General features: G+C 46.2%; 19 protein-coding genes. 10 read left to right on the top strand and 9 right to left on the bottom strand.

The genetic code is table 11. The features are described 5' to 3' along the window. Positions 1-70 precede the first annotated feature (70 nt). Positions 71-1,516 (top strand): serine/threonine-protein kinase, encoded by a 1,446-nt coding sequence (locus IQ257_RS03470; RefSeq protein WP_193872083.1) that lies wholly within the window; start codon positions 71-73, stop codon positions 1,514-1,516. Between the two features lie 58 nt (positions 1,517-1,574). On the opposite strand, the gene IQ257_RS03465 is transcribed toward IQ257_RS03470, so the two are convergent. The 6 genes from IQ257_RS03465 to IQ257_RS03440 all read right to left on the bottom strand — a co-directional run bounded on the left by IQ257_RS03465 (position 1,575) and on the right by IQ257_RS03440 (position 6,042). Further along, positions 1,575-2,408: a P pilus assembly protein, chaperone PapD gene (locus IQ257_RS03465; protein WP_228060386.1), complete on the bottom strand. Its 834-nt coding sequence runs from the start codon at positions 2,406-2,408 to the stop codon at positions 1,575-1,577. A gap of 271 nt (positions 2,409-2,679) precedes the next feature. Then, positions 2,680-3,255 carry a hypothetical protein gene (locus IQ257_RS03460; protein WP_193872082.1) on the bottom strand — a complete coding sequence of 192 codons (576 nt, stop codon included), beginning with the start codon at positions 3,253-3,255 and terminating at the stop codon, positions 2,680-2,682. 57 nt (positions 3,256-3,312) lie between these two features. Then, entirely contained in the window at positions 3,313-3,792 is a 480-nt protein-coding gene (locus IQ257_RS03455; protein WP_193872080.1) for a hypothetical protein, read from the bottom strand. Positions 3,793-4,005: 213 nt separating this feature from the next. After that, positions 4,006-4,614, bottom strand: coding sequence for a J domain-containing protein (locus IQ257_RS03450; protein ID WP_193872078.1), 609 nt, complete (start codon positions 4,612-4,614; stop codon positions 4,006-4,008). Positions 4,615-4,682: 68 nt separating this feature from the next. Then, positions 4,683-5,279 carry an ATP-dependent Clp protease proteolytic subunit gene (locus IQ257_RS03445; protein WP_193872076.1) on the bottom strand — a complete coding sequence of 199 codons (597 nt, stop codon included), beginning with the start codon at positions 5,277-5,279 and terminating at the stop codon, positions 4,683-4,685. Positions 5,280-5,385: 106 nt separating this feature from the next. Continuing rightward, entirely contained in the window at positions 5,386-6,042 is a 657-nt protein-coding gene (locus tag IQ257_RS03440) for an ATP-dependent Clp protease proteolytic subunit (RefSeq protein WP_193872074.1), read from the bottom strand. A 200-nt stretch (positions 6,043-6,242) separates the two neighbouring features. On the opposite strand from IQ257_RS03440, the gene IQ257_RS03435 reads away from it, so the two are divergent. The 3 genes from IQ257_RS03435 to IQ257_RS03425 all read left to right on the top strand — a co-directional run bounded on the left by IQ257_RS03435 (position 6,243) and on the right by IQ257_RS03425 (position 10,321). Then, entirely contained in the window at positions 6,243-7,484 is a 1,242-nt protein-coding gene (locus IQ257_RS03435) for a vWA domain-containing protein (RefSeq protein WP_193872072.1), read from the top strand. 207 nt (positions 7,485-7,691) lie between these two features. Then, entirely contained in the window at positions 7,692-8,408 is a 717-nt protein-coding gene (locus tag IQ257_RS03430) for a heme oxygenase (biliverdin-producing) (protein ID WP_193872070.1), read from the top strand. 1,379 nt (positions 8,409-9,787) lie between these two features. Then, positions 9,788-10,321 (top strand): proprotein convertase P-domain-containing protein, encoded by a 534-nt coding sequence (locus IQ257_RS03425; protein ID WP_193872068.1) that lies wholly within the window; start codon positions 9,788-9,790, stop codon positions 10,319-10,321. A gap of 496 nt (positions 10,322-10,817) precedes the next feature. Here the strand turns inward: IQ257_RS03425 and IQ257_RS03420 are convergent, their stop codons facing one another. Then, on the bottom strand, positions 10,818-12,164 hold the full coding sequence (locus IQ257_RS03420) for an OB-fold nucleic acid binding domain-containing protein (protein WP_193872066.1): 1,347 nt from the start codon (positions 12,162-12,164) through the stop codon (positions 10,818-10,820). 108 nt (positions 12,165-12,272) lie between these two features. Between IQ257_RS03420 and ychF the strand changes: the two genes are divergently transcribed. After that, positions 12,273-13,364, top strand: a complete 1,092-nt coding sequence (ychF, locus tag IQ257_RS03415) for a redox-regulated ATPase YchF (protein ID WP_193872059.1) — start codon at positions 12,273-12,275, stop codon at positions 13,362-13,364. Positions 13,365-13,391: 27 nt separating this feature from the next. Next, entirely contained in the window at positions 13,392-13,748 is a 357-nt protein-coding gene (locus tag IQ257_RS03410) for a phage holin family protein (protein ID WP_193872058.1), read from the top strand. Positions 13,749-13,959: 211 nt separating this feature from the next. Here the strand turns inward: IQ257_RS03410 and IQ257_RS03405 are convergent, their stop codons facing one another. Further along, positions 13,960-14,367, bottom strand: coding sequence for a phosphate-starvation-inducible PsiE family protein (locus IQ257_RS03405; RefSeq protein WP_228060385.1), 408 nt, complete (start codon positions 14,365-14,367; stop codon positions 13,960-13,962). Between the two features lie 88 nt (positions 14,368-14,455). Between IQ257_RS03405 and IQ257_RS30625 the strand changes: the two genes are divergently transcribed. From IQ257_RS30625 to IQ257_RS03395, 3 genes are all read left to right on the top strand, one after another. After that, complete coding sequence (locus tag IQ257_RS30625; RefSeq protein WP_265584437.1) at positions 14,456-14,581, top strand: hypothetical protein; 126 nt, start codon at positions 14,456-14,458, stop codon at positions 14,579-14,581. A gap of 29 nt (positions 14,582-14,610) precedes the next feature. Further along, the gene (locus IQ257_RS03400) at positions 14,611-16,899 is read left to right on the top strand and encodes a peptidoglycan-binding protein (protein WP_193932928.1); all 2,289 of its coding nucleotides are present in this window, start codon (positions 14,611-14,613) and stop codon (positions 16,897-16,899) included. Positions 16,900-17,214: 315 nt separating this feature from the next. After that, the gene (locus IQ257_RS03395; protein ID WP_193872049.1) at positions 17,215-18,645 is read left to right on the top strand and encodes a protein adenylyltransferase SelO; all 1,431 of its coding nucleotides are present in this window, start codon (positions 17,215-17,217) and stop codon (positions 18,643-18,645) included. Between the two features lie 102 nt (positions 18,646-18,747). Here IQ257_RS03395 and aroB read toward each other — a convergent pair whose 3' ends face one another. Beyond that, complete coding sequence (gene aroB, locus IQ257_RS03390) at positions 18,748-19,842, bottom strand: 3-dehydroquinate synthase (protein WP_193872047.1); 1,095 nt, start codon at positions 19,840-19,842, stop codon at positions 18,748-18,750. A 91-nt stretch (positions 19,843-19,933) separates the two neighbouring features. On the opposite strand from aroB, the gene IQ257_RS03385 reads away from it, so the two are divergent. After that, positions 19,934-20,035 carry a cytochrome b6-f complex subunit PetL gene (locus IQ257_RS03385; protein ID WP_193872045.1) on the top strand — a complete coding sequence of 34 codons (102 nt, stop codon included), beginning with the start codon at positions 19,934-19,936 and terminating at the stop codon, positions 20,033-20,035. Positions 20,036-20,060: the final 25 nt, after the last annotated feature.

Here is a 20,060-nt window from a genome sequence, read left to right as displayed (position 1 = left end):
TTGAGGAATATCGTTCAGTAGTCTGGCAGCAGCGAGATTAGACACATCGATAGTAAGCGAGAGTATTTTCATGAATTCGATTGCTTGTACGAGCTGTGAGCAAACCAATCCCCGTGATGCGCGTTTTTGTTCTCGCTGCGGTGCTACACTACCCAAACCTAGTCTAGCTGGTGGCAACTTAACCCCCGGAACTCGATTGCGCGATCGCTACATTATCTGCCATCCCCTAGGGCGGGGAGGGTTTAGCCGAACCTACCTCGCTGAAGACACAGGACGCTTTAATGATTTAGTCACCATTAAAGAACTAACACCTGCGACTCAGGAAACATACATTCTCCAAAAAGCAGAGGAACTTTTTCAGCGAGAAGCGGCAATATTGCACAAACTGTCATCACCGCAGATTCCCCGATTCTGGGAATTTTTTCGAGAGGGAAAACGGCTGTTTTTAGTGCAAGATTATATTGAAGGCAAAACTTATCAGGTTTTATTAGAAGAACGCCTCGCAGCAGGGCAAACCTTAAGCGAAGCTGAAATAGTACAGCTATTACAGCAACTGCTGCCAGTGGTGAGTTACCTTCACTCCTACGGTATCATTCACCGGGATATTGCTCCTGATAATATTATCTGCCGTACTGCCGATGGATTGCCGATTTTGATTGATTTGGGAGGTGTGGCGCAAGTTACCTTGAAAGCCGTGACGACTGTTGTCAGGGAAACTAATTCTTCTGTTTCTAGCAGCGGAACTCGTTTGGGTAAAGTGGGTTATGCCCCAGACGAACAGCTACGCCTCGGTATTGTTGCCCCTCACAGCGATTTGTATGCCTTGGGTGTCACGATACTGGTTTTGATGACTGGTAAACAGCCTCCAGAACTGCTCGATCCAAATACATTAGAGTGGCGCTGGATGCAAGAACTGAACCTCAGCCAGCCAATGAGTAACATTCTCCATCGTATGCTGGCACCGCAACCTTGCGATCGCTTCCAGTCCGTTGATGAACTTCTACAAGAGCTACCCGCCGCACCGTCTGGTTTCCCAGCAACCCAACTCACAAATACTGTTGCCGCAGATTTACAGGAAATCCCTAATCAGTCAGCACCTACGAACGATTCTGGTACCGGGCATATCTTTGATGAATCGTTTAAAGTACCCGATGAGATTAAAGGTTGGAACTGGGGGGCGTTTTGGCTACCGGGTTTCTGGTGTTTGACTAATCAGGTATGGGTGGGACTAATTTCTTGGGCTGATCTGAGTCTTATCACTTTGCCTGTCACCTTCGGAACGACGTGGCCTATTGTGGGTGTGGTTTTGGGTGTTAAGGGTAATGAGTGGGCTTGGAAAAGCCGACGATGGCGGAGTATTAAAGATTTTAAACGGCATCAGCGATTTTGGGCGATCGCATCCTGGGTGATTGTCGGCAGTTTTGCGGCTTTGCTGGCGTTGATTTTTGCACTGTTTTTAATTGGGATGGTTTTAGGAATGGGTTCTATGGGAGGAATGGGCGGAATTGGGGATTAAAAGTTTAGATTTTAGGGAGTGGGGAGTAGGGAGTAAATTGGCTGGTGGATTATCAGTGTTAATTTGCCGGAATCGTCAGATTAACACTGAACGGTTGAGTACGTTGATTATCCCCTTGAGCCCAAACTAACTCACCCGTAAGTTGATATTTTCCAGCAGTCGGTGCAGGTTGACCTTGAGCCGAATAATTTAAGAGGAAATTGCGATCGCTCTCAGCTACAATACCCGTTGGATCAAGAGTACCTGTCTCAACTTCTGTGTTTCCTTGTTGCAACGTCCAACTCACAGCAGGTCGAGCCGATGCCTGTCCTGTATTCTGTACTCGTAGCTGTATCTTTTTTTGCTCAGGATTCCAGCTAGCACTCTCCACGGCTAGATTCGGGGATAAATCTCCCTGACGCACATAAACTGTAGTGCCAATTCTTGCAGTCAGGGCTACACTATTACCACTGCTATCTGTGGTTTCTTGTAGGGTTTCTGTAAAAACAACCGCTCGATATTCTCCCTCTGGCAAACTAGGCGGAAAGCGAGTAATCAGGCGTATCCGGCGCGTCACTCCTGGTGGTACAGTGAGTTCTCTGGGTGAAAATTGTAGATAGGGAGTCAGGTCGCTGGGGCTAGATGTTAGGCTTTGAAAGCCATTATCCCCATAAGTAAACGGTTCAGCATAGACGCGACCGCGAAACGGTTCGTTACTATTATTCGTGACATTAATAATACCCTGAGCTTGACCGCGATTCGCTTGCGCCTCAATAACTAATGGCGATATTCTCATCTGGGCTTGAGCTGCACTACCGCAAAGCAAGGCAGCGGATAATAATGCCCAGCTACTGATGCGGGAAGCTGCTGCGACAACAGAATTAGAACCCAGAGCCATAGCCGTCTTATTCATTAAGTTATTTAGTAACAAAAGGTAGGGGCGACCCGTGGATACTACCTGATTGACTGACAAAAGTCCTTTGCCCTCACCCTAAATCCCTCTCCCAAAGCGGGAGAGGGACTTTGAGAGGCTTCAACTCTTCCGGCTCCCCTTCGCCCCTTGTGGGAGAAGGGGCGAAGGGGATGAGGGGGTTAAGTTTTGTCAGTCAACCAGGGCTACTACATAACGATTATCGTCCTAGCCATCGTGCTTGGTCGCCCCCTGCTAACAAAGTACGAATCTCCTACGGCACGATGGTTAAAGTCGCTTTATAGGTGTAGATTCCTGCTTTTGGATTTGGGGTGTCAACCGACATATCCACTTCCACTGTTTGCTGAAGTGGTTGGTTAGGAGCAAGAGGAATAGGAAAAAGTGCCATGGATGGACTGGGAGTACCACCACCTTCAGCAGAACCAAAATAGAATGTCTGCGCACCTGGAACTCTTGCCCTTACCTCCAAAGGACTCCCAAATGCACCTGGAGGTAAGGGAGGGGCACCAGGATCGGGATTGGTGGGAGTGAATGACACAAAGCGAGCATCACTAATTTGAATATCTACCCCTGGTGTATTACAGGAAACATCAACCTTACCCGATACGCCTCCTGGTGCATCAGAGGTAATCGGTCCAGATAGAGGTCCAGGATTTGTTTGTGGTCCCCCAGCATACACTAACGTACCCGGCACAGGAGCTGCAAAACTACACTCAGGACCAATATTCCCTTCAAACATGACATCAACGGATTGAGCCAACGCTTTCGGACTGAAAGCGACTGCACCAGCCAGCACGAGTCCGGATGTTAAGAGTAAACGACGAATCATTGAAAATTCCTCCTAAAGGTAATGCACGTCTAACCCAACCCTCACAAAGAAAGCGGGTTACGGCGTAACGGTCAGAGTCACTGCATAGTCATAACTTCCAGCCGGAAATGGCACAGGTCTTTCCACACGCATATCTAGCTCTAAATCGCTAATTCCAGCCGGGAGATTAACTGTAACATCTGTTGTATCAACCGTCACATTTTGTGAGCCAAAGCTGAAAAACGTAATATGCTTTGTTTCATCCGGATCGGGTGTTGACCCAGATATTAGGCGAGGCGGCGAAATGGTCAGAGTGGCAGGGGTATTAGACTGCACTGTAACCGTAGCCGGAGTGACCGATTCAATAACATTTGGTAGTTGAGTAGAACTACCAACCGTCGTTGTCTCCGCTATACCCGAGACAACATTTCCAAAGTTCACCTGAATGGGAACATTAGCCGTGAATGGAATGTCAACGTTTTGAGCTAGTGCTGTAGAATTGACAGCCATGGCACTTGCCAGCGTCAAAGCTGATACAACGGCATCACGATGCCACATTTGAAGCTCCTCATGGGTAGCAGCGTCTCATCACCTCCGTAGAATCTCGGAGACTTAGACTGCCACTATCCTAGCCAGAATTACCGGCAATGTCACCGAATGTTAACCTTCCCCTGGCAAAATTAATGAAAACTTGAAAATGGGGAACCCTAGGGATACGGTATACCGTCCCTCTATAAGTCCTTTTGTTGTGATTTATGCTTTTGCCACTCCCTAAACCATCTGCTCCATGCGGCGGAAATCTCGTTCCACCTCAGCCCAAAGGGAGCGATTATGGGGGTCGGTACGCAGGGCTTTTTTCAGGTAAATTCTGGCTTTGTGCCACTGCCCATCCTTGACAAGCTGCCGTCCCCAACATTGATAAGTAATCGCTTGCCACTGACGCACTTCCGGATCTTGAGGAATTCGCTGTGCCAACCCTTCCACTAATGCAATAGCCCGCGCAAATCGTCGTTCCTTAAGCAACTGTTGTAAATGCTCATAGGAATTCCATTTGAGCTGATACTCCACCTCAGAAAGCGGTGGTGGCTTAGGAGTCACCTTTGTTGTCGGTGGCGGCGGTTGCGGAACGCTAGCTGCCTTCTGTTCATTTTCAGTGACAACCGTCTGGGAGGAGTTGCGATCGCTCTCAGACGGTTTAGTAGCGTTGAGGAGAAGCTTGTACGCTTCCGTCAACTTAATAAATTTTGCTTGGGCAAGCTTGTCTCCAGCGTTGACATCCGGGTGATACTGGCGTACCAAACGCCGATAGGACGCTTTGATTTCAACGCTGGAGGCTCCCTCCCTCAAACCCAACAAGTGATAACAATCAGCCAATTTCATCTAAAGGAACAGCACTGATGAGTGTAGAGGCAGCATCTTCACCAACTGCCCTACCGAATTTATCTATCTTAGGGTGCCTTTTCCTCAATGACACGGTCAATCAATCCGTACTCCTTCGCTTCTTCGGCTGACATGAAAAAGTCACGATCCATGTCTTTTTCAATCTTTTCGATGGTTTGAGACGTGTTTTGAGCGTAAATCTGGTTAAGCTGACGTCGGATGCGCAGAATCTCTCTAGCTTCAATCTCAATATCGGTAGCTTGTCCGCGCACACCACCGGAAGGTTGGTGAATCATAATCCGCGAGTGAGGCAACGCCAGTCGTTTGCCCTTCTTGCCGGCTGCCAGCAGAAAAGAACCCATCGATGCGGCTAAACCCACGCAAATGGTCACGACATCAGACTTAATGTGCTGCATGGTATCGTAAATTGCCATGCCTGCTGTTACTGAACCACCGGGAGAGTTGATGTAGAGATAAATATCTTTGTTGTTATCTTCCGAGTCCAGATAAAGCATGACGGCAATAATCTGGTTGGAAATGTCATCATCGACTTCTTTCCCTAGAAAAATGATCCGTTCCCGGTAGAGACGATTGTAAATGTCAATCCACTCGGTATACTGCGATCCGGGCATCTGGTAGGGAACTTTGGGAACGCCAATAGGCATAATTTGCTCCGAACTATTGTACTAAATTGAGGGGTGAAACGATTGCCTAATCAGGCATGGCAAACTTAATGGCAGCGGCAGGATAACAGACTTAACACGTCTTGATTTAAGAGACACCAGCCGCTACAGCCGCAGGCACCTCATTACTTTCAAGTACTCGATCAATCAAGCCATACTCTTTCGCTTCTTGGGGCGTCATGTACAACATCCGCTCCATATCCTTGGTAATTTTTTCCGGTTGCTGACCGGTGTTGCGAGATAGAATATCTATCAAGGTTGTCTTATTCGCCAGCACTTCCTTAGCGCGAATTTGGATATCCGTCGCTTGACCTCGAGCGTAGCTCTTGACCTGATGCAGGACAATTGAGGCATTGGGTAAACTGGCTCGGCAGTCTTTGCTTCCTGCTGATAGCAACATCGCTGCCATACCCATAGCTGAACCGATGCAGATGGTATGGATCGGTGGTTTAATATAATTCATCGTGTCGCAGATGGCAAAGGCTTCTGTTTCAAAGCCAATAGGCTCGCCATCGTTACGGGAAGTCCCTGTCGAATTGATGTAAATTTTAATGGGCTTATCCGGGTCTTGGTACTGCAAATACAGTAGTTGGGCAACAATAAGCTCAGTGACTTGTGGCACCAAAGGCAGACCTAGATAGACAATCCGCTCGTTCAACAACAACGAGGGTAAATCCGGTGGCGGTGTTCGGAAAGAAGACCGACCATAGTAGGCGGATTGAACAGCCTGAATCGGTAATTTCATGGTGTTTGGGCTGCAATAATGGCGCTATCTTTATAAAACATAGTAGCGTGTTGGTGAATCTGGCTGGGGCGGTTCTTTCTACTTACTGCATTTATGTTGCACAGGGGAATTGTCTAGTTTGAATTTCGATGTTTCCGTAGTACGGGTGTATTTCCGTGAAGTTAGTATGATTACAGCTTGCTTACTCAGGAGTCTTAGGCATGAAAGTTGGTTTACATCCTGCCCTCAATGACGCTAATGTTGATGGGAATCAACCCAGCAGTCAGCGTCAGCTATCCATTGCGGTAAGAGCGATCGCTGATTCGGTAGATCGGTCAGTCCCCCTGAATTTATGCCTGGTTCTCGACCACAGTGGGTCGATGCACGGACGTCCCCTCGAAACGGTGAAACAGGCAGCGGTGCGACTGATTGAGCGCCTCAACCCTGGTGATCGCATTTCGGTGGTAGCATTTGATCACCGAGCTAAAGTGCTGGTTCCCAACCAGGCAATTGACGACCTAGATAAAATTAAACAGCGAATCCAACAACTTTCAGCCGACGGGGGTACGGCGATTGATGAGGGTCTGAAGTTAGGGATTGAAGAAGTCGCTAAGGGTAAACAGGATAGTGTCTCTCAGGTGTTCCTGCTTACAGATGGTGAGAACGAACACGGTGATAATAAGCGCTGTCTGAAATTAGCTCAACTGGCTGTTGATTATAAACTAACGCTAAACGCTTTGGGATTTGGTGCTAACTGGAACCAAGACATTCTCGAGAAAATTGCGGATGCCGGGAGTGGGACACTCTGTTACATCGAACAACCGGAACAAGCAGTGGAAGAGTTTGGACGCTTATTTACCCGCATTCAGTCGGTGGGATTGACGAATGCTTACTTGCTGTTTGACCTAATGCCCAAGGTACGCTTTGCCGAACTCAAACCCATTGCCCAAGTTGCTCCTGATACCATTGAACTACCCCTGCAACAACAAGGCGATCGCTTTATGGTTCGGTTGGGAGACTTGATGACCGATGCCGAGCGGGTGATTTTAGCTAACCTTTATATTGGTCAACTGTCTCAGGGTCGTCAAGCGATCGCTAACCTGCAAATCATATACGATGACCCTACCACCAGCCAAGAAGGATTGCTGTCTGAACTAATAACGGTTGAAGCCAACGTTCAGGGTGTTTATCAAGCCGCTACCAATACAGACGTACAAAAATCCATTCTGGCGTTAGCCAAGTATCGACAAACTCAAATTGCCGAAGCCAAATTGCAACAAGGCGATCGGGCTGGTGCCGCCACAATGCTACAAACGGCTGCTAAAACTGCTATTCAAATGGGAGACAATGGAGCCGCCACCGTCCTGCAAACCAATGCCACTCGCTTACAAGCTGGGGAAGAACTCTCAGAAGCCGATCGTAAGAAAACCCGTATTGTTTCCAAGACTGTGTTACAAGAGTGACATTTAGAAGAAAAGCAAAAACTTCACACGACTCCAACTGAACTCTCTTTTCTGCTCCCCTACTCCCCAGCTCCCCCAACACGTTGGTGTAAGAATTCTTAACAGCATCTCTCATCAAATCAGTTTACTCTAAGCATTTGAAACGTTTTTTACGTTTTTGTTAAGCAAAAGACACTAGTCGTCAACGTTAGGGACAGGAAATTTAGCATGAGTAGCAATTTAGCCACCCAACTGCGTGAGGGTACTAAAAAAGCCCACACGATGGCAGAAAATGTTGGGTTTGTCAAATGCTTTTTAAAAGGAGTCGTTGAAAAAAACTCTTACCGGAAGCTAGTTGGCAACCTCTATTTCGTCTACTCGGCAATCGAAGAAGAGATGGAGCGCCACCGCACGCACCCAGTCCTCTCTAAACTATACTTTCCAGAACTCAACCGGAAAAAGAGCTTAGAGCAAGACTTGTATTACTACTACGGTTCCAATTGGCGTGAGGAAGTCAAGCCTTCACCCGCAGCTCAAGCCTACATCCAGAGAATTCAGGGAGTATCGGCGTCAGAACCTGAACTGTTAGTTGCCCAATCCTACACGCGCTACCTAGGAGACTTGTCAGGTGGGCAGATTCTGAAAAAGATTGCCCAACGAGCCATGAATTTAGCCGATGGCGAGGGTACTGCCTTTTATGAATTCCAAGAGATTCCCGATGAGAAGGCGTTCAAGGATGAGTATCGTCAAGCCCTGAACGATTTACCTATCGATCAAGCAACGGCTGATCGCATTGTTGACGAAGCAAATGCGGCCTTTGGCATGAATATGAAACTGTTCAATGAACTGGAGGGTAACTTGATCAAAGCTATTGGTCAAATGCTCTTCAATACCTTGACACGCCGTCGTTCTTCTGGTAATACCGAACTAGCAACAGCAGAATAAAAAACGACCTTAAAAGCAAGCCAAGCGGCGTTTCCAGTTCTGTCTTTTCGAGGGGATAGGGTAGGAAGCGCCGCAAATTTCGTTGGGATTGTTAAAATTTTGTTAATAGATGTGAACGCAAACCTAGGTAGTCGTTAAGCTAGAAGCAGGGGTTCCCAAGGGGAGCCTTTTTATCTATTGTGGTTCTTACCGATTGTCTGAGATACCTTGCTGACTTGCTTAACAAATCTTAACCTAAAAAAGATGGAATTAAGCAAGACAAAGAGTTGCCTAAGTTAGCGAATTGAAATAATATTCAACATGGTGTAATACCTGTCATACCAGTGTATGACAGATAGGAAGGTATACCAGCAGCTAGCAAGAGACTGACCCGTGTCTTTCTCTAGCTTTAGCCTGAATCCGTTCTTCTACGTGTCACACCAAAGTTCACTTCTCCCAGAATTCCCATCATTTGCGTAAACACTATATACAGTGTTTGACCCCCTACTGACTGTACAAAGAGTAGGAAATCCATAGGTCAATCTTATATATAGCGTTTTCAATTTGTTGTAAACCCCTACAGCTAGTGTAGCGACAAAGGGTGGGGCGTTCGGTTTGAAATGGTTTTAGGTTCTGTATTGCGGAGCCAACCCCGGCAATAAGTTAACTCCGGTTTCAATTCAGACGGGTTGTTAACTTGACACGAGTTGGAGACACCACAACTGATTCTAGAAAACCTGCATCAAAAACAGATTAAAGTCAATCAATTAGAGGGGAAAGGGTCAGTGGGTTCATTGAAAAAGTGGGACGTAGAAAACAAATTTTGGAGTCGATTGAAACAAATCTTTACTAAAAAAGAATGAAATTTACAAAATAAAGGTTTAAACTTAACACAACCAAGACTGATTAGCTTTGTTGACTTCCTTAAAGCTATTTTGGGGCAGGTTTTTGAGCTTGTTTTTGGACAACTTAGCCGAAAAGTCGAAGTAGTTTTTGGTACAAGTTTTTACCCTTTAGGCAAAGATTAAACAAAGTTATAGCTGAAGTAACTTTACATAAAATTCACATAAAGATTTAAAAACCCTCTATTTCTTGTGTCAGATAAAAACCTTGCCTGAAAAGGAATTCAGAGAAATTAGAGCTAAATCGATAAAAGATTTCAATTGTTTTATTTCAGTAAAGATATCTCGGAGGGACTAGATGAAAAGCAAAAACAATGCCATTATTAATCAAGAGGAGAGTATTGTCTGATGGCGAAATTAAAGAAAAGTCAGGGTCGCATCTATAGCAAAGCTAAAAAGCCAAAGCAAACAAAGCGTAAATTTTCTTAACCATTGATTTCGCGATCGCTCAATCAAGTTTTACTTTTGTCAACCTTTAGTTTTCGGAGCCATTAACTTATGTCTAAGCTCATGAACCAGGCATCAACCGCTACTGTAGAAGTTGAATTGGCTAACAGTGCAACTTCTACAGTTAGTATTGCAACGTTTGTGGGTCGTGGGGGCATCATCCCTGATGGGATGGGTAGCTTCCAAGATGAAATTGTTGTTGCTGATAACTTCAAAGTCTCTAGTGTCACCGTTACCCTCAACGATTTAGAACATACTTGGGTGGGTGATATCGTTGTGCGTTTGCGTCACATAGAAACCGGTACTGTCGTTGATTTGTTGCGACGACCGGGGCAACCCCAATTTTCTTCCAGTGGCTATAGCAGCGACCTCAACGGCAATTACAGCTTTAGTGACACCTTTAAGGGTAACTTTGATGCTGTGGCAGCAGAAAATGATGTTATCCCCAGCGGCAGCTATGCTCCTCTTCAACCCTTGTCAGTATTGAAGGGACTCTCATCGGCTGGTAGCTGGCAGTTGATTGTTAACGATTGCTCTGCTGGTGATTCAGGTTCTCTTGGGTCTTGGAGCCTGGAGTTGGTATAGAAAGAAAGCAACTTCTATAAAATAAATTGGCTTTGAGATACACTAAGGCAGAAATTGCTCATCAGTTGGAACGAGTGATGTTTGTAGAAAATCAAAAAGAGATTCCCCAATCTCTGCGGGTAAGGTGAAGAAAGCACCCAAACCCAGAGCGGGGAAGCATAGCTTTTTGTTGTTCAGAACGAGTCAGCCTGTGACAAAAAACCTGAAGGGTTGATTTCTGCTTTTGCCACACTCAGTGGAGCTTTAGGTTGTTGGGGGATATTGCTGTATCCCCTCACAGCACATACTTAGGTTTGCAGCTCCACTTGATACAAGTTGACTGTTTCTCCTTATTATAAGGGAGACAGTAGGCAAAATAACTCTGGAGGTAGGGTTGATCAACTATGGCAGCCACTACATCGTTATTTTTGACCTATCCGAATTGCTATCGCTCTTTAGTTTCAGCCCACTTTGACAGAAGAGCGATAATTTCAGAGACATTCAGCTTAGGAAAAACTTACCCCCCCGTCAGGGGCACAGGATGAGCAGAAAAGCCTTCCCTAGTAAGAGCTGCAACAGTCTCTATATAATCCCCCACCCAATATTTAGAATCAAAGCGCACAACTTGACTTTGGTTTGATGCCGTTACCCTTGCCAACACTGGCACTTTTGCCTGATTCCTCTCCCCAGATTGTTCTTTAAGAACACTTTTAAGACGGTTGAGTTCACTGGTACTAACTCCCTGGGGCATCAGTTCTACAATCACCATTTGTGCATTTTCAATCGGCTCGGCATCTTCAATAATCATTTGAATTTTTTCATCTCGCTCATCGACTTTGCCCCAGACAATCAAACGAGCGTCGGTTTGGATGAGTTGTTCAATGCGGCTGTAAGTTTTGGGGAAAACAACGCCTTCGGCTTGACCCGTCAAATCTTCCATCTGTACGAATGCCATACGTTCGCCGCTTTTTTTCGAGAGGTGGTGCTTAACCTCACTGAGCATGACAATGGCACTTAAAAGGGTTCGCTTGCTCTGTTCGCCCAACTCGTTGAGATTAATGGGAGAAAGGACTTTAGTCGCTTGGCGTGCAGATTTGAGGGGATGGTCAGAGATGTAGAATCCCAGTAAGTCTTTTTCTTGTTGTAATTTTTCCTGACGCGAGAAATCATTAACCCCAGTCGCTTTGGGGGCAGATTTCCACGCCTCGCCATTCTCCTCTTGACTGCCACTGGTGTTTTCCAGGAAATCAAAAATGTTAATCTGACCGCTTTCTCGATCCTTCGCCCGATCATGCGCCCAAGAGATGACTACATCCAAATCTTTGATAAGTTGGTGTCGATTGGGTTCGATGCTATCAAAAGCACCGCAGTAAATTAGCGATTCTAGCGCACGGCGATTGACAGCTCGCAAATCTACGCGATCGCACAAATCGGCTAGAGACTGAAACGCACCATCCTTCTCACGAGCTTTTAAAATACAGTCAATCGCCCCATCCCCCAAATTCCGGATTGCCGATAGCCCAAACAAAATTTTGCCGGATAAGGGAGTGAAATCGATATCCGAACGATTGATATCCGGTTGCAACACATCAATCCCCATTGTTGAACAGGTGGCGATGTATTTCTGCACCTTATCTTGATTGCCACTGCTAGCCGTCAGCAGCGCTGTCATGTACTCAACCGGATAGTTAGCTTTTAGATAAGCGGTTTGATAAGTGACGTAACCGTAAGCGGTGGAGTGAGATTTGTTGAAGCAGTTGGAAGCCACTAGCCCATTTGCCAAAATAAAGTTATGGTCGCGCTCCACGCCAATGTCATAGACTAATTGAGTACCCAAGGCTTTGCGACCGATAATTTTAACCATGTTCCGATATCCTTAAACCCTTATCTGAAATGTTGAAGATATAACAGACGTCATCTATCGCGTCTCTACACTTGACTCCTGCTAACACCACTGATTTTTACACGGAATATGCTAAGAGCCGGAATTGTTGGACTGCCCAACGTAGGTAAATCTACATTATTTAACGCCCTGGTTGCCAATGCTAAGGCGGATGCGGCGAACTTCCCATTCTGCACAATCGAGCCGAATGTCGGCGTTGTTGCCGTACCGGATGAACGGTTGCAGGTTCTCGCCAAGCTTTCTGTCTCCGAGCAAATTGTGCCAACTCGCATTGAGTTTGTCGATATTGCTGGGTTAGTCAAAGGTGCGAGTAAGGGGGAAGGATTGGGCAACCAATTTTTAGCCAATATTCGGGAAGTGGACGCGATCGTCCATGTGGTACGCTGCTTTGACGATGAGAACATTATCCATGTTGCGGGTTCCGTTGACCCAGTACGCGATATTGATGTGATTAACCTAGAACTGGCGTTAGCTGATTTATCCCAAGTTGAGCGCCGGATGGAACGCACTCGCAAGCAGGCGCGTTCGAGTAAAGACGCTCAGGTAGAACTGGGAGCATTGGAAAAGTTGAGTGCGGCACTCAATGAAGGCAAATCGGCGCGGAATATTAACTTAACGGCAGAAGAAGCTGAGTTGGTGAAGCCCTTGGAATTGCTGACTGCCAAGCCGATTATCTATGCGGCTAACGTGTCTGAAGATGACTTGGCAACGGGTAATGAATGGGTGGAGCAAGTTCGGCAAGTGGCAGCGACTGAAAAAGCTGAAGTTGTCGTGGTTTCTGCTCAAGTTGAGTCTGAACTTGTCGAGTTATCGGCGGCAGAAAGCGCTGACTATTTGCAATCTCTAGGTGTAACGGAAGGGGGACTCAAATCCCTGATTCGCGCTACCTACGAACTGTTGGGCTTACGGACTTTCTTAACTACTGGACCCAAGGAAACTCGCGCTTGGACAATCAAAACTGGCATGACAGCCCCTCAAGCCGCAGGAACCATTCACACCGACTTTGAGCGGGGCTTTATTCGAGCCGAAACAGTGGCTTATCAGGACTTGGTGACGACTGGTTCAATGAATGCAGCAAAGGAAAAAGGGTTAGTGCGATCGGAAGGTAAAGAATATGTTGTGCAGGAAGGAGATGTGATGCTATTTCGGTTTAATGTATAGGGGTAGTGAAGAGCGGGAGTTACGCAAATGGATCTAGTTAGTCTGATCATTGCATGGCTAGTTACCTCTGTTAGCTTGTTCATTATTTCCAAACTGCCCACGGGTGTCGAAATTGACAGTTTTCAGAAAGCCTTATGGTCGGCAGTGGTTTTTGGACTCTTAAATGCCTTTTTGCGTCCAATCCTGGGGTTTTTAGCCTTCCCCATTACTTTTCTTACCTTTGGCTTATTTGCGATTATTCTGAATGCGATTGTTTTTGGCTTGGCGGCTTATTTGGTACAGGGATTTCGATTGCGCTGGGGATTTTGGAGTGCTTTAATTGGAGCTATTGCCCTCGGTATCATTAACTCGCTGATTTATCAGCTACTGGGAGCCATTGGTTAAGTCAGTCGGTACAATTAAAGTTAACGGGTGAGGATTATCCTTCGTCACCTGGCTTGGCATAACCTAAGCGTCCTCCATAGAGTTTTGCGATCGCTATAGCAGTTCTCACTTACATGAGGTACAGTCCCATTCCCTACTCCCCACTCCTTCGGAGAAGCAAGCTACGTCCTGTAGGAGAGAGGTTGGGGGTGAGGGCGCTAATTCCCACTGGTTAATGGGGTTTTTTAGCATTGGTACTGCGAATAATTCCATAACTGATGGAGAGAGCAAGAATTGCGACGGCTAATCCTATAATTTTGCTGCCTTCGGTTCCTTTGAGGTCGAGAATAATAATTTTCCGGGCGACGGCAATTAAAGAGGTAACGATAACGAGTTCAACTTGAACAACGTGCTTACGGAGATAGGCAGTGATATTTTCTAGAATTTCCAGGGCAATTAGGACATTTAAAAATAGCCCAAAAATTTCAAATAAGCTTTGGTTAAAGAAGCCGTAGGGCGAAACTAGCAATTGTTTGGAGAGGACGACAACCAGGTCAAACATTGCCACTAGTATGACGGCAATCATCACTATGGACAAAATCTTGGAGACGAGTCCCTCAATCTGTTCGATGGCACCCATAAATGAGTTGTCCCGACAAGAATCTCGGAAGAGAAGGAGAACTTTTTTCAATTGCTGCATTCTGTGTTGGGGAAGCTACCCTGTCAAAATGATATTACCATTAGCAGGGTTCAAGGCTGTAGTCTGTGGGACTTACGCGATCGCTCTACCCCCTTCTATTTTTGTGTCCTACTCAGATGGGGTAGCCCAAGCTCAAGCCTCTGGTATAGGATAGCGGAATGTTTGGTAGAGAAACAAAGAACCATGGAAAAACTTGCCTCCCTTCATCACGCTGTAACAGATGAGGCATGGGCAGACTCAGAACCCGAAACTATCCCCAGTTACAGGTTATTCTTCCCAGAACTCGACCGAAAAAAGCGCCTGAGTGCAGCCTGGATTCCATTCATTTTTTTGACCATTGCGCTATTCATCGTCAGTTTGGCTAGCCCGGTTCTGGCTCTGCGGAAAGGAAATAGTGGTTCTGATGTTAATGCCCTTCAGAAAAGTCTGCAAGAAGATGGCTACTTTGATGGACCTGTTACAGGTTATTACGGACTTTTGACCCAAGATGCGGTCATTCGATTCCAGAAAGCTAAAGGTCTAAGCCCCGATGGTATTGTTGGATCTGAAACGAGATCCGCTATCGAGTCGGGTTCTTCAGCATCAAATAATAATAGTAGTTTTAGCTCCGAAGCTCCAACAACACAGGATTTTAGCCCTGTCTCACCAGCCGATAGTTTTGTCAATCTAGAAACTCCGACAACGCCGGAATCTAGACCACCATCAGATGATACGTTTGTCAACCCCGAAACCCCATCACCAGAATTTTCCGCAGTTACTCCCCCACCCGGCGCAGACAGGAATGAAGCGGTAGTATCCGCTAGACCCTCTTTAGTCCTCACAAGAGGCAATCGCAGTTCTCAGGTAACGTCCCTTCAAAAGAATCTGCAAATTGGCGGTTACTTTGAAGGACCCATTACAGGCTATTACGGCTCCACAACCCAAGAGGCCGTCATTCGATTCCAAAAAGCCAAGGGCTTAACCCCCGATGGTCTGGCAGGTCCCAAAACCCGCGCCGCCATGGAATCGGGTTCCCCAGTACCGATGCCCGCGTTGCAGCCTGCCCCCTCTCCCACCGTCACCGATGACCGTATCGGATTTGCTAACCCCGGTTTGGTTCTCAGGAGAGGACATCGCAATTCTGACGTAACCGCCCTCCAGAAAAAGCTGCTAGACGATGGCTATTTTAATGGACCGCTCACAGGTTATTACGGCTCCATGACTCAAGAGGCGGTGATGAAATTCCAAAAAGCCAAGGGTCTAACCCCCGATGGCATTGTTGGCTCCAATACCCGAATAGTTTTGGAATCTGGCTCCCAGACATCGACCTCCTCTCAACCCGACAGCTCAGATTCTGTATTTAATGAAGACTCATTTATTGATGAGCAAAATGAAGACTCTTCCCTGAACGAACAGAATGAGCAGGAACCCTTTAATCAAGACTTGTTCATCAATGAACAGAGTCAACAAGACACCACCCAAGAAAATGAGTCGAGTCTTGGTACTGAGATGACACTCAAAGAAACCATTTCTGGCAAGATTTCACCCAAATCAATTGTACATTCCGGTCAGGGTTTATTTTTTGCCCAAAACATGATGTATAGCCATACCATCACGGTTTATGACCGGAAGTATAAATTAGTCAAAACTCTTGCCGATACCGTCAACTTAGAAAAATACGGGTATTCAAAATTTACCGGGAAATATCAAGGTGCTCCCGTTGAAGCCGCGTTTTCTCATAACGGTCAGTATGCTTGGATATCTAATTACCAGATGTACGGGTCAGGCTTTAACAAACCAGGTAGCGACCAATGCACTTCTAATCAAAAGACTGACAATAGTTTTTTGTATCGTGTTAATACTAACAGTCTAGAAATTGACCAAGTTGTTGAAGTCGGCTCGGTTCCTAAATTTGTTGCCACCTCACCCGATAACCGCTTGGTACTGGTTAGTAACTGGTGTAGCTGGGATTTGAGCGTCGTAGACCCTGAAGAAATCCGCGAAATAAAACGAATTAAATTGGGTCGATATCCCCGTGGAATTGTCGTTGATTCAACGTCAGAAAAAGCCTATGTTGCCGTCATGGGTTCCTATGACATTGCTGTCGTAGACCTCAATGATTTCTCAGTAGATTGGTTAAAAAATATCGGTCATTCACCCCGTCATTTGAGTATTGACCCCACAGGTCAGTATCTTTATGCAACCTTGAACAGTGAAGGGATGGTTGCGAAGATAGATTTATCCACAGGTAAGGTACTCAAAAAAGTTGCGACTGGTAGTGCTCCTCGGAGCATGGTGATATCCGATGATGGTCAATTGCTTTATGTGGTGAATTACCATTCCAATACGGTCAGTAAAGTTCGCACAACTGATATGAAGGTACTGCAAACGGTTAATACAAATGCTAATCCTATTGGTATTACTTACGACCCGAAAACTAGGCAGGTTTGGGTAGCTTGCTATTCGGGCAGTATTATGGTGTTTCAAGATTAAGAGAACTATCATAGTATCGGTGGCATCAATTGTTATCGTTTGCACCAGCATTATCAAAGTCAGCGTCAAAAATAGCGATTATACCGATTCCCTCTCATGTGAGATACAATACAACCCCCTCGCATCCCCCTTATAAAGGGGGACTTGAAGCTCAAGGACGTACCTAACAAGACGAGGAAACTCTATATATAGCGCTTCTCACTTACATGAGATACAGTCCCATTCCCTACTCCCCACTCCCCACTCTCTGCCTTCATCAGGGTATACCTCACCAGATAGAGAAACGCTATAAATTTTTTAACACTTGAATTGCCTATGTTCCTCTCCCTCGACTATGAACCAACATTGGAATCCTTGGGATATGACTATTTTGATGAAGTGGCAGCCGCAGAATTTCCTCGCCACATCTTACGGTTTCGTAATGATCAACTATTACCCGTGTTGGGCTTAGAATTTCAAAAGGTTACGGATGCAGATTTTATTCAAGCGTTCGGCAAATTTGTTGGGATTCGACCTTTTTTAGCCCTGCGATATCACGGCTATCAGTTCGGGGAATATAATTCTAGGTTAGGAGATGGTCGGGGTTTTCTCTACGGACAGGTACGAGGGAGAGATAGGGAACTTTACGATTTTGGCACTAAAGGGTCTGGTACTACCCCCTATTCTAGAGGGGCAGATGGCAGATTGACCCTCAAGGGTGGGGTGCGGGAAGTCTTGGCGGCGGAAGCGCTGCACTCGTTGGGGGTGCGTACCTCTCGCTGTTTGAGCTTGATTGAAACCGGAGAACCATTGTGGCGGGGAGACGAACCATCTCCGACTCGTTCGTCAGTGATGGTACGGTTGAGTCGTTCCCATATCCGGTTTGGCACGTTTGAGCGGTTGTACTATTTCAAGCGTCGAGATTTAATTGAAAAATTATTAGATCACGTAATTGAACAGTACTATTCTCACGTCATCCCTGTGAGTAAGGGGGAGAAAACGGAGCAGTATGTGCAGTTTTATGCTGAGTTAGTGGAACGAGTGGCAGAATTGGCGGCGCAGTGGATGGCAGCAGGCTTTTGTCACGGGGTGCTGAATACTGACAATATGTCGATTACTGGAGAAAGTTTTGACTACGGACCTTATGCCTTTATCCCCACCTATAGCTCGTTGTTTACTGCCGCTTATTTTGATTATTATGGGCGCTACAGTTACGGTAGGCAACCTGCTATTTGTAAAGGGAATTTGGAGATGCTTCAGCAGCCTTTAGGGATGATTATTCCTGTTGCTGAGATGGAGGAGGGGTTAAGACGGTTTGATACCCATTATTCTACAGCTTATCGCCAGCTTATGCTTAATAAGTTGGGGTTTGAGTCAGTGAGTGAACCGGAAGCCGATGAGTTGTTGAATCTCACGATTGAGTTTCTCAAGGAAACTCAGGTGGGTTATCACGAATTCTTTGCTCAATTAGCCCAGCAGTTTAACCCACGATGGCGCGATAGTGAAGAGCACATTTTTAGCGATACATCATTTCTAGAATCAGGTGAGCAGCCGTCATTGCTGGCAAATTGGCGATCGCTCTATCATCATGTTTTGCAGAATTTGTCAACTTATGAACTGGAGGCTGTTGGGAAGCGCTTGCGGGATAAGAATCCGAAAACGGCATTATTGCGACCTGTGATTGAAGACGTTTGGGGTATTATCGATCGAGATGATAACTGGGAGCCTTTTTATGACTTGGTAAGGCGGCTACAGGCGAAAGAGTAAACCTATAAACTAGCGACTACTAATAACTCCTGCGTTTTGCGGTTTAGATCCCCGACTTCTCTAAGAAGTCGGGGATCTGCCTTCATGAACAGTCTGCCGGAATTACTGCATCTTCTCCAAAACGTGTCGAATCACATCGGCTGGCACTTGATCGGTGATTGTTACTGCACCAATCTGAGTTGGTAGCACAAATCGTACCTTTCCATCTTTTACCTTCTTATCCGTTTGCAGGGTATCGACAATTGCTTCAATCTCTAATCCCGCAGGTAACTGACTCGGTAATCCCGCTTTTTCAATTAAAGCATTCTGCCGCTGTGCCTCCTCTGGCGTCCACATCTTCAGTTGCACTGCAATTTCAGCGGCTGCCACCATGCCAATCGCCACCGCTTCCCCGTGGTTGACTAATTTATACCCCGTCAAACTTTCTACTGCATGACCAATGGTATGACCGTAGTTTAAAATAGCCCTTAACCCTGCTTCTTTTTCATCCTGACTCACGACATCCGCTTTCGCTTGGCAGGAACACGAGAGGATATACGACAGTAACTCCTCATCCAGATAACGCATTTGGTCGAGACGCTTGGCACTCTCGAGCTTGGCAAATAACTCCGCATCCCAAATAATGCCATATTTAATCACCTCTGCCATCCCCGCCCGTAATTCCCGTGCAGGCAATGTCTTTAAAACTTGGAAGTCAATTAAAACAAATCGTGGTTGATGAAATGCGCCAATCAAGTTTTTACCTTGGGGATGATTGACGCCTGTCTTGCCACCAATTGCCGCATCTACCATCGCCAGTAGGGAGGTTGGCACCTGTACTACATTAATTCCTCGCAACCAAGTAGCAGCCGCAAACCCCGTCATGTCGCCAATCACACCCCCCCCTAATGCCACCATCGTACTAGAACGCTCTAAACGGTGTTTTAGTGCCCCATCGTAGAGCTTTTGCGCTGACTTGAGGGTTTTGTAGCGTTCTCCAGGGGGTAGGGTGCAGTGAGACACCTCATACCCTATCAGCTTCAGTGCTGCCATCACCCTTTCTCCATATCGGCGGAAAATTGCGGGATTCGATACCACCAAAACCTTCTTGCCAAGTTTCAGGCGACTCATCCAGACACCCAAATCGTCCAAACGTCCTGGTGCGATCGCAATCTCGTAAGATTGGGGCGGTACATCAACACGAATCACAGATTTCATTATCAAACCCTTTTGCCAAGCAACCGTGGGCTGTATTCTAGCCCACAAAATGATTCAATGGACTAATAGAACCTCTTGTGGAGAACAGTAAATGTCTGTATCTGGAATCATCGCCTATTTTTTAATCCTCGGCGCTGCCTCGGCGGTTGCCCTAGCCCTGTTTTTTGGTTTGAGAGCTGTTAAGTTGATTTAATGACGCTTTCAGCCAGTTACTGACT

Source organism: Coleofasciculus sp. LEGE 07092, from assembly GCF_015207375.1.
In the GTDB taxonomy this organism is placed as follows: Bacteria; Cyanobacteriota; Cyanobacteriia; order Cyanobacteriales; family Coleofasciculaceae; genus LEGE-07092.
The sequence above is the reverse complement of the archived record's forward strand: the minus strand, read 5'-3'. Positions and strand labels throughout refer to the sequence as shown.

Coding starts and splice junctions, on each gene's coding strand:
- IQ257_RS03470 (WP_193872083.1), top strand. CDS start 71: ATGAATTCGATTGCTTGTACGAGCTGTGAGCAAACCAATCCCCGTGAT.
- IQ257_RS03465 (WP_228060386.1), bottom strand. CDS start 2,408: ATGAATAAGACGGCTATGGCTCTGGGTTCTAATTCTGTTGTCGCAGCA.
- IQ257_RS03460 (WP_193872082.1), bottom strand. CDS start 3,255: ATGATTCGTCGTTTACTCTTAACATCCGGACTCGTGCTGGCTGGTGCA.
- IQ257_RS03455 (WP_193872080.1), bottom strand. CDS start 3,792: ATGTGGCATCGTGATGCCGTTGTATCAGCTTTGACGCTGGCAAGTGCC.
- IQ257_RS03450 (WP_193872078.1), bottom strand. CDS start 4,614: ATGAAATTGGCTGATTGTTATCACTTGTTGGGTTTGAGGGAGGGAGCC.
- IQ257_RS03445 (WP_193872076.1), bottom strand. CDS start 5,279: ATGCCTATTGGCGTTCCCAAAGTTCCCTACCAGATGCCCGGATCGCAG.
- IQ257_RS03440 (WP_193872074.1), bottom strand. CDS start 6,042: ATGAAATTACCGATTCAGGCTGTTCAATCCGCCTACTATGGTCGGTCT.
- IQ257_RS03435 (WP_193872072.1), top strand. CDS start 6,243: ATGAAAGTTGGTTTACATCCTGCCCTCAATGACGCTAATGTTGATGGG.
- IQ257_RS03430 (WP_193872070.1), top strand. CDS start 7,692: ATGAGTAGCAATTTAGCCACCCAACTGCGTGAGGGTACTAAAAAAGCC.
- IQ257_RS03425 (WP_193872068.1), top strand. CDS start 9,788: ATGTCTAAGCTCATGAACCAGGCATCAACCGCTACTGTAGAAGTTGAA.
- IQ257_RS03420 (WP_193872066.1), bottom strand. CDS start 12,164: ATGGTTAAAATTATCGGTCGCAAAGCCTTGGGTACTCAATTAGTCTAT.
- ychF (WP_193872059.1), top strand. CDS start 12,273: ATGCTAAGAGCCGGAATTGTTGGACTGCCCAACGTAGGTAAATCTACA.
- IQ257_RS03410 (WP_193872058.1), top strand. CDS start 13,392: ATGGATCTAGTTAGTCTGATCATTGCATGGCTAGTTACCTCTGTTAGC.
- IQ257_RS03405 (WP_228060385.1), bottom strand. CDS start 14,367: ATGGGTGCCATCGAACAGATTGAGGGACTCGTCTCCAAGATTTTGTCC.
- IQ257_RS30625 (WP_265584437.1), top strand. CDS start 14,456: ATGATATTACCATTAGCAGGGTTCAAGGCTGTAGTCTGTGGGACTTAC.
- IQ257_RS03400 (WP_193932928.1), top strand. CDS start 14,611: ATGGAAAAACTTGCCTCCCTTCATCACGCTGTAACAGATGAGGCATGG.
- IQ257_RS03395 (WP_193872049.1), top strand. CDS start 17,215: ATGTTCCTCTCCCTCGACTATGAACCAACATTGGAATCCTTGGGATAT.
- aroB (WP_193872047.1), bottom strand. CDS start 19,842: ATGAAATCTGTGATTCGTGTTGATGTACCGCCCCAATCTTACGAGATT.
- IQ257_RS03385 (WP_193872045.1), top strand. CDS start 19,934: ATGTCTGTATCTGGAATCATCGCCTATTTTTTAATCCTCGGCGCTGCC.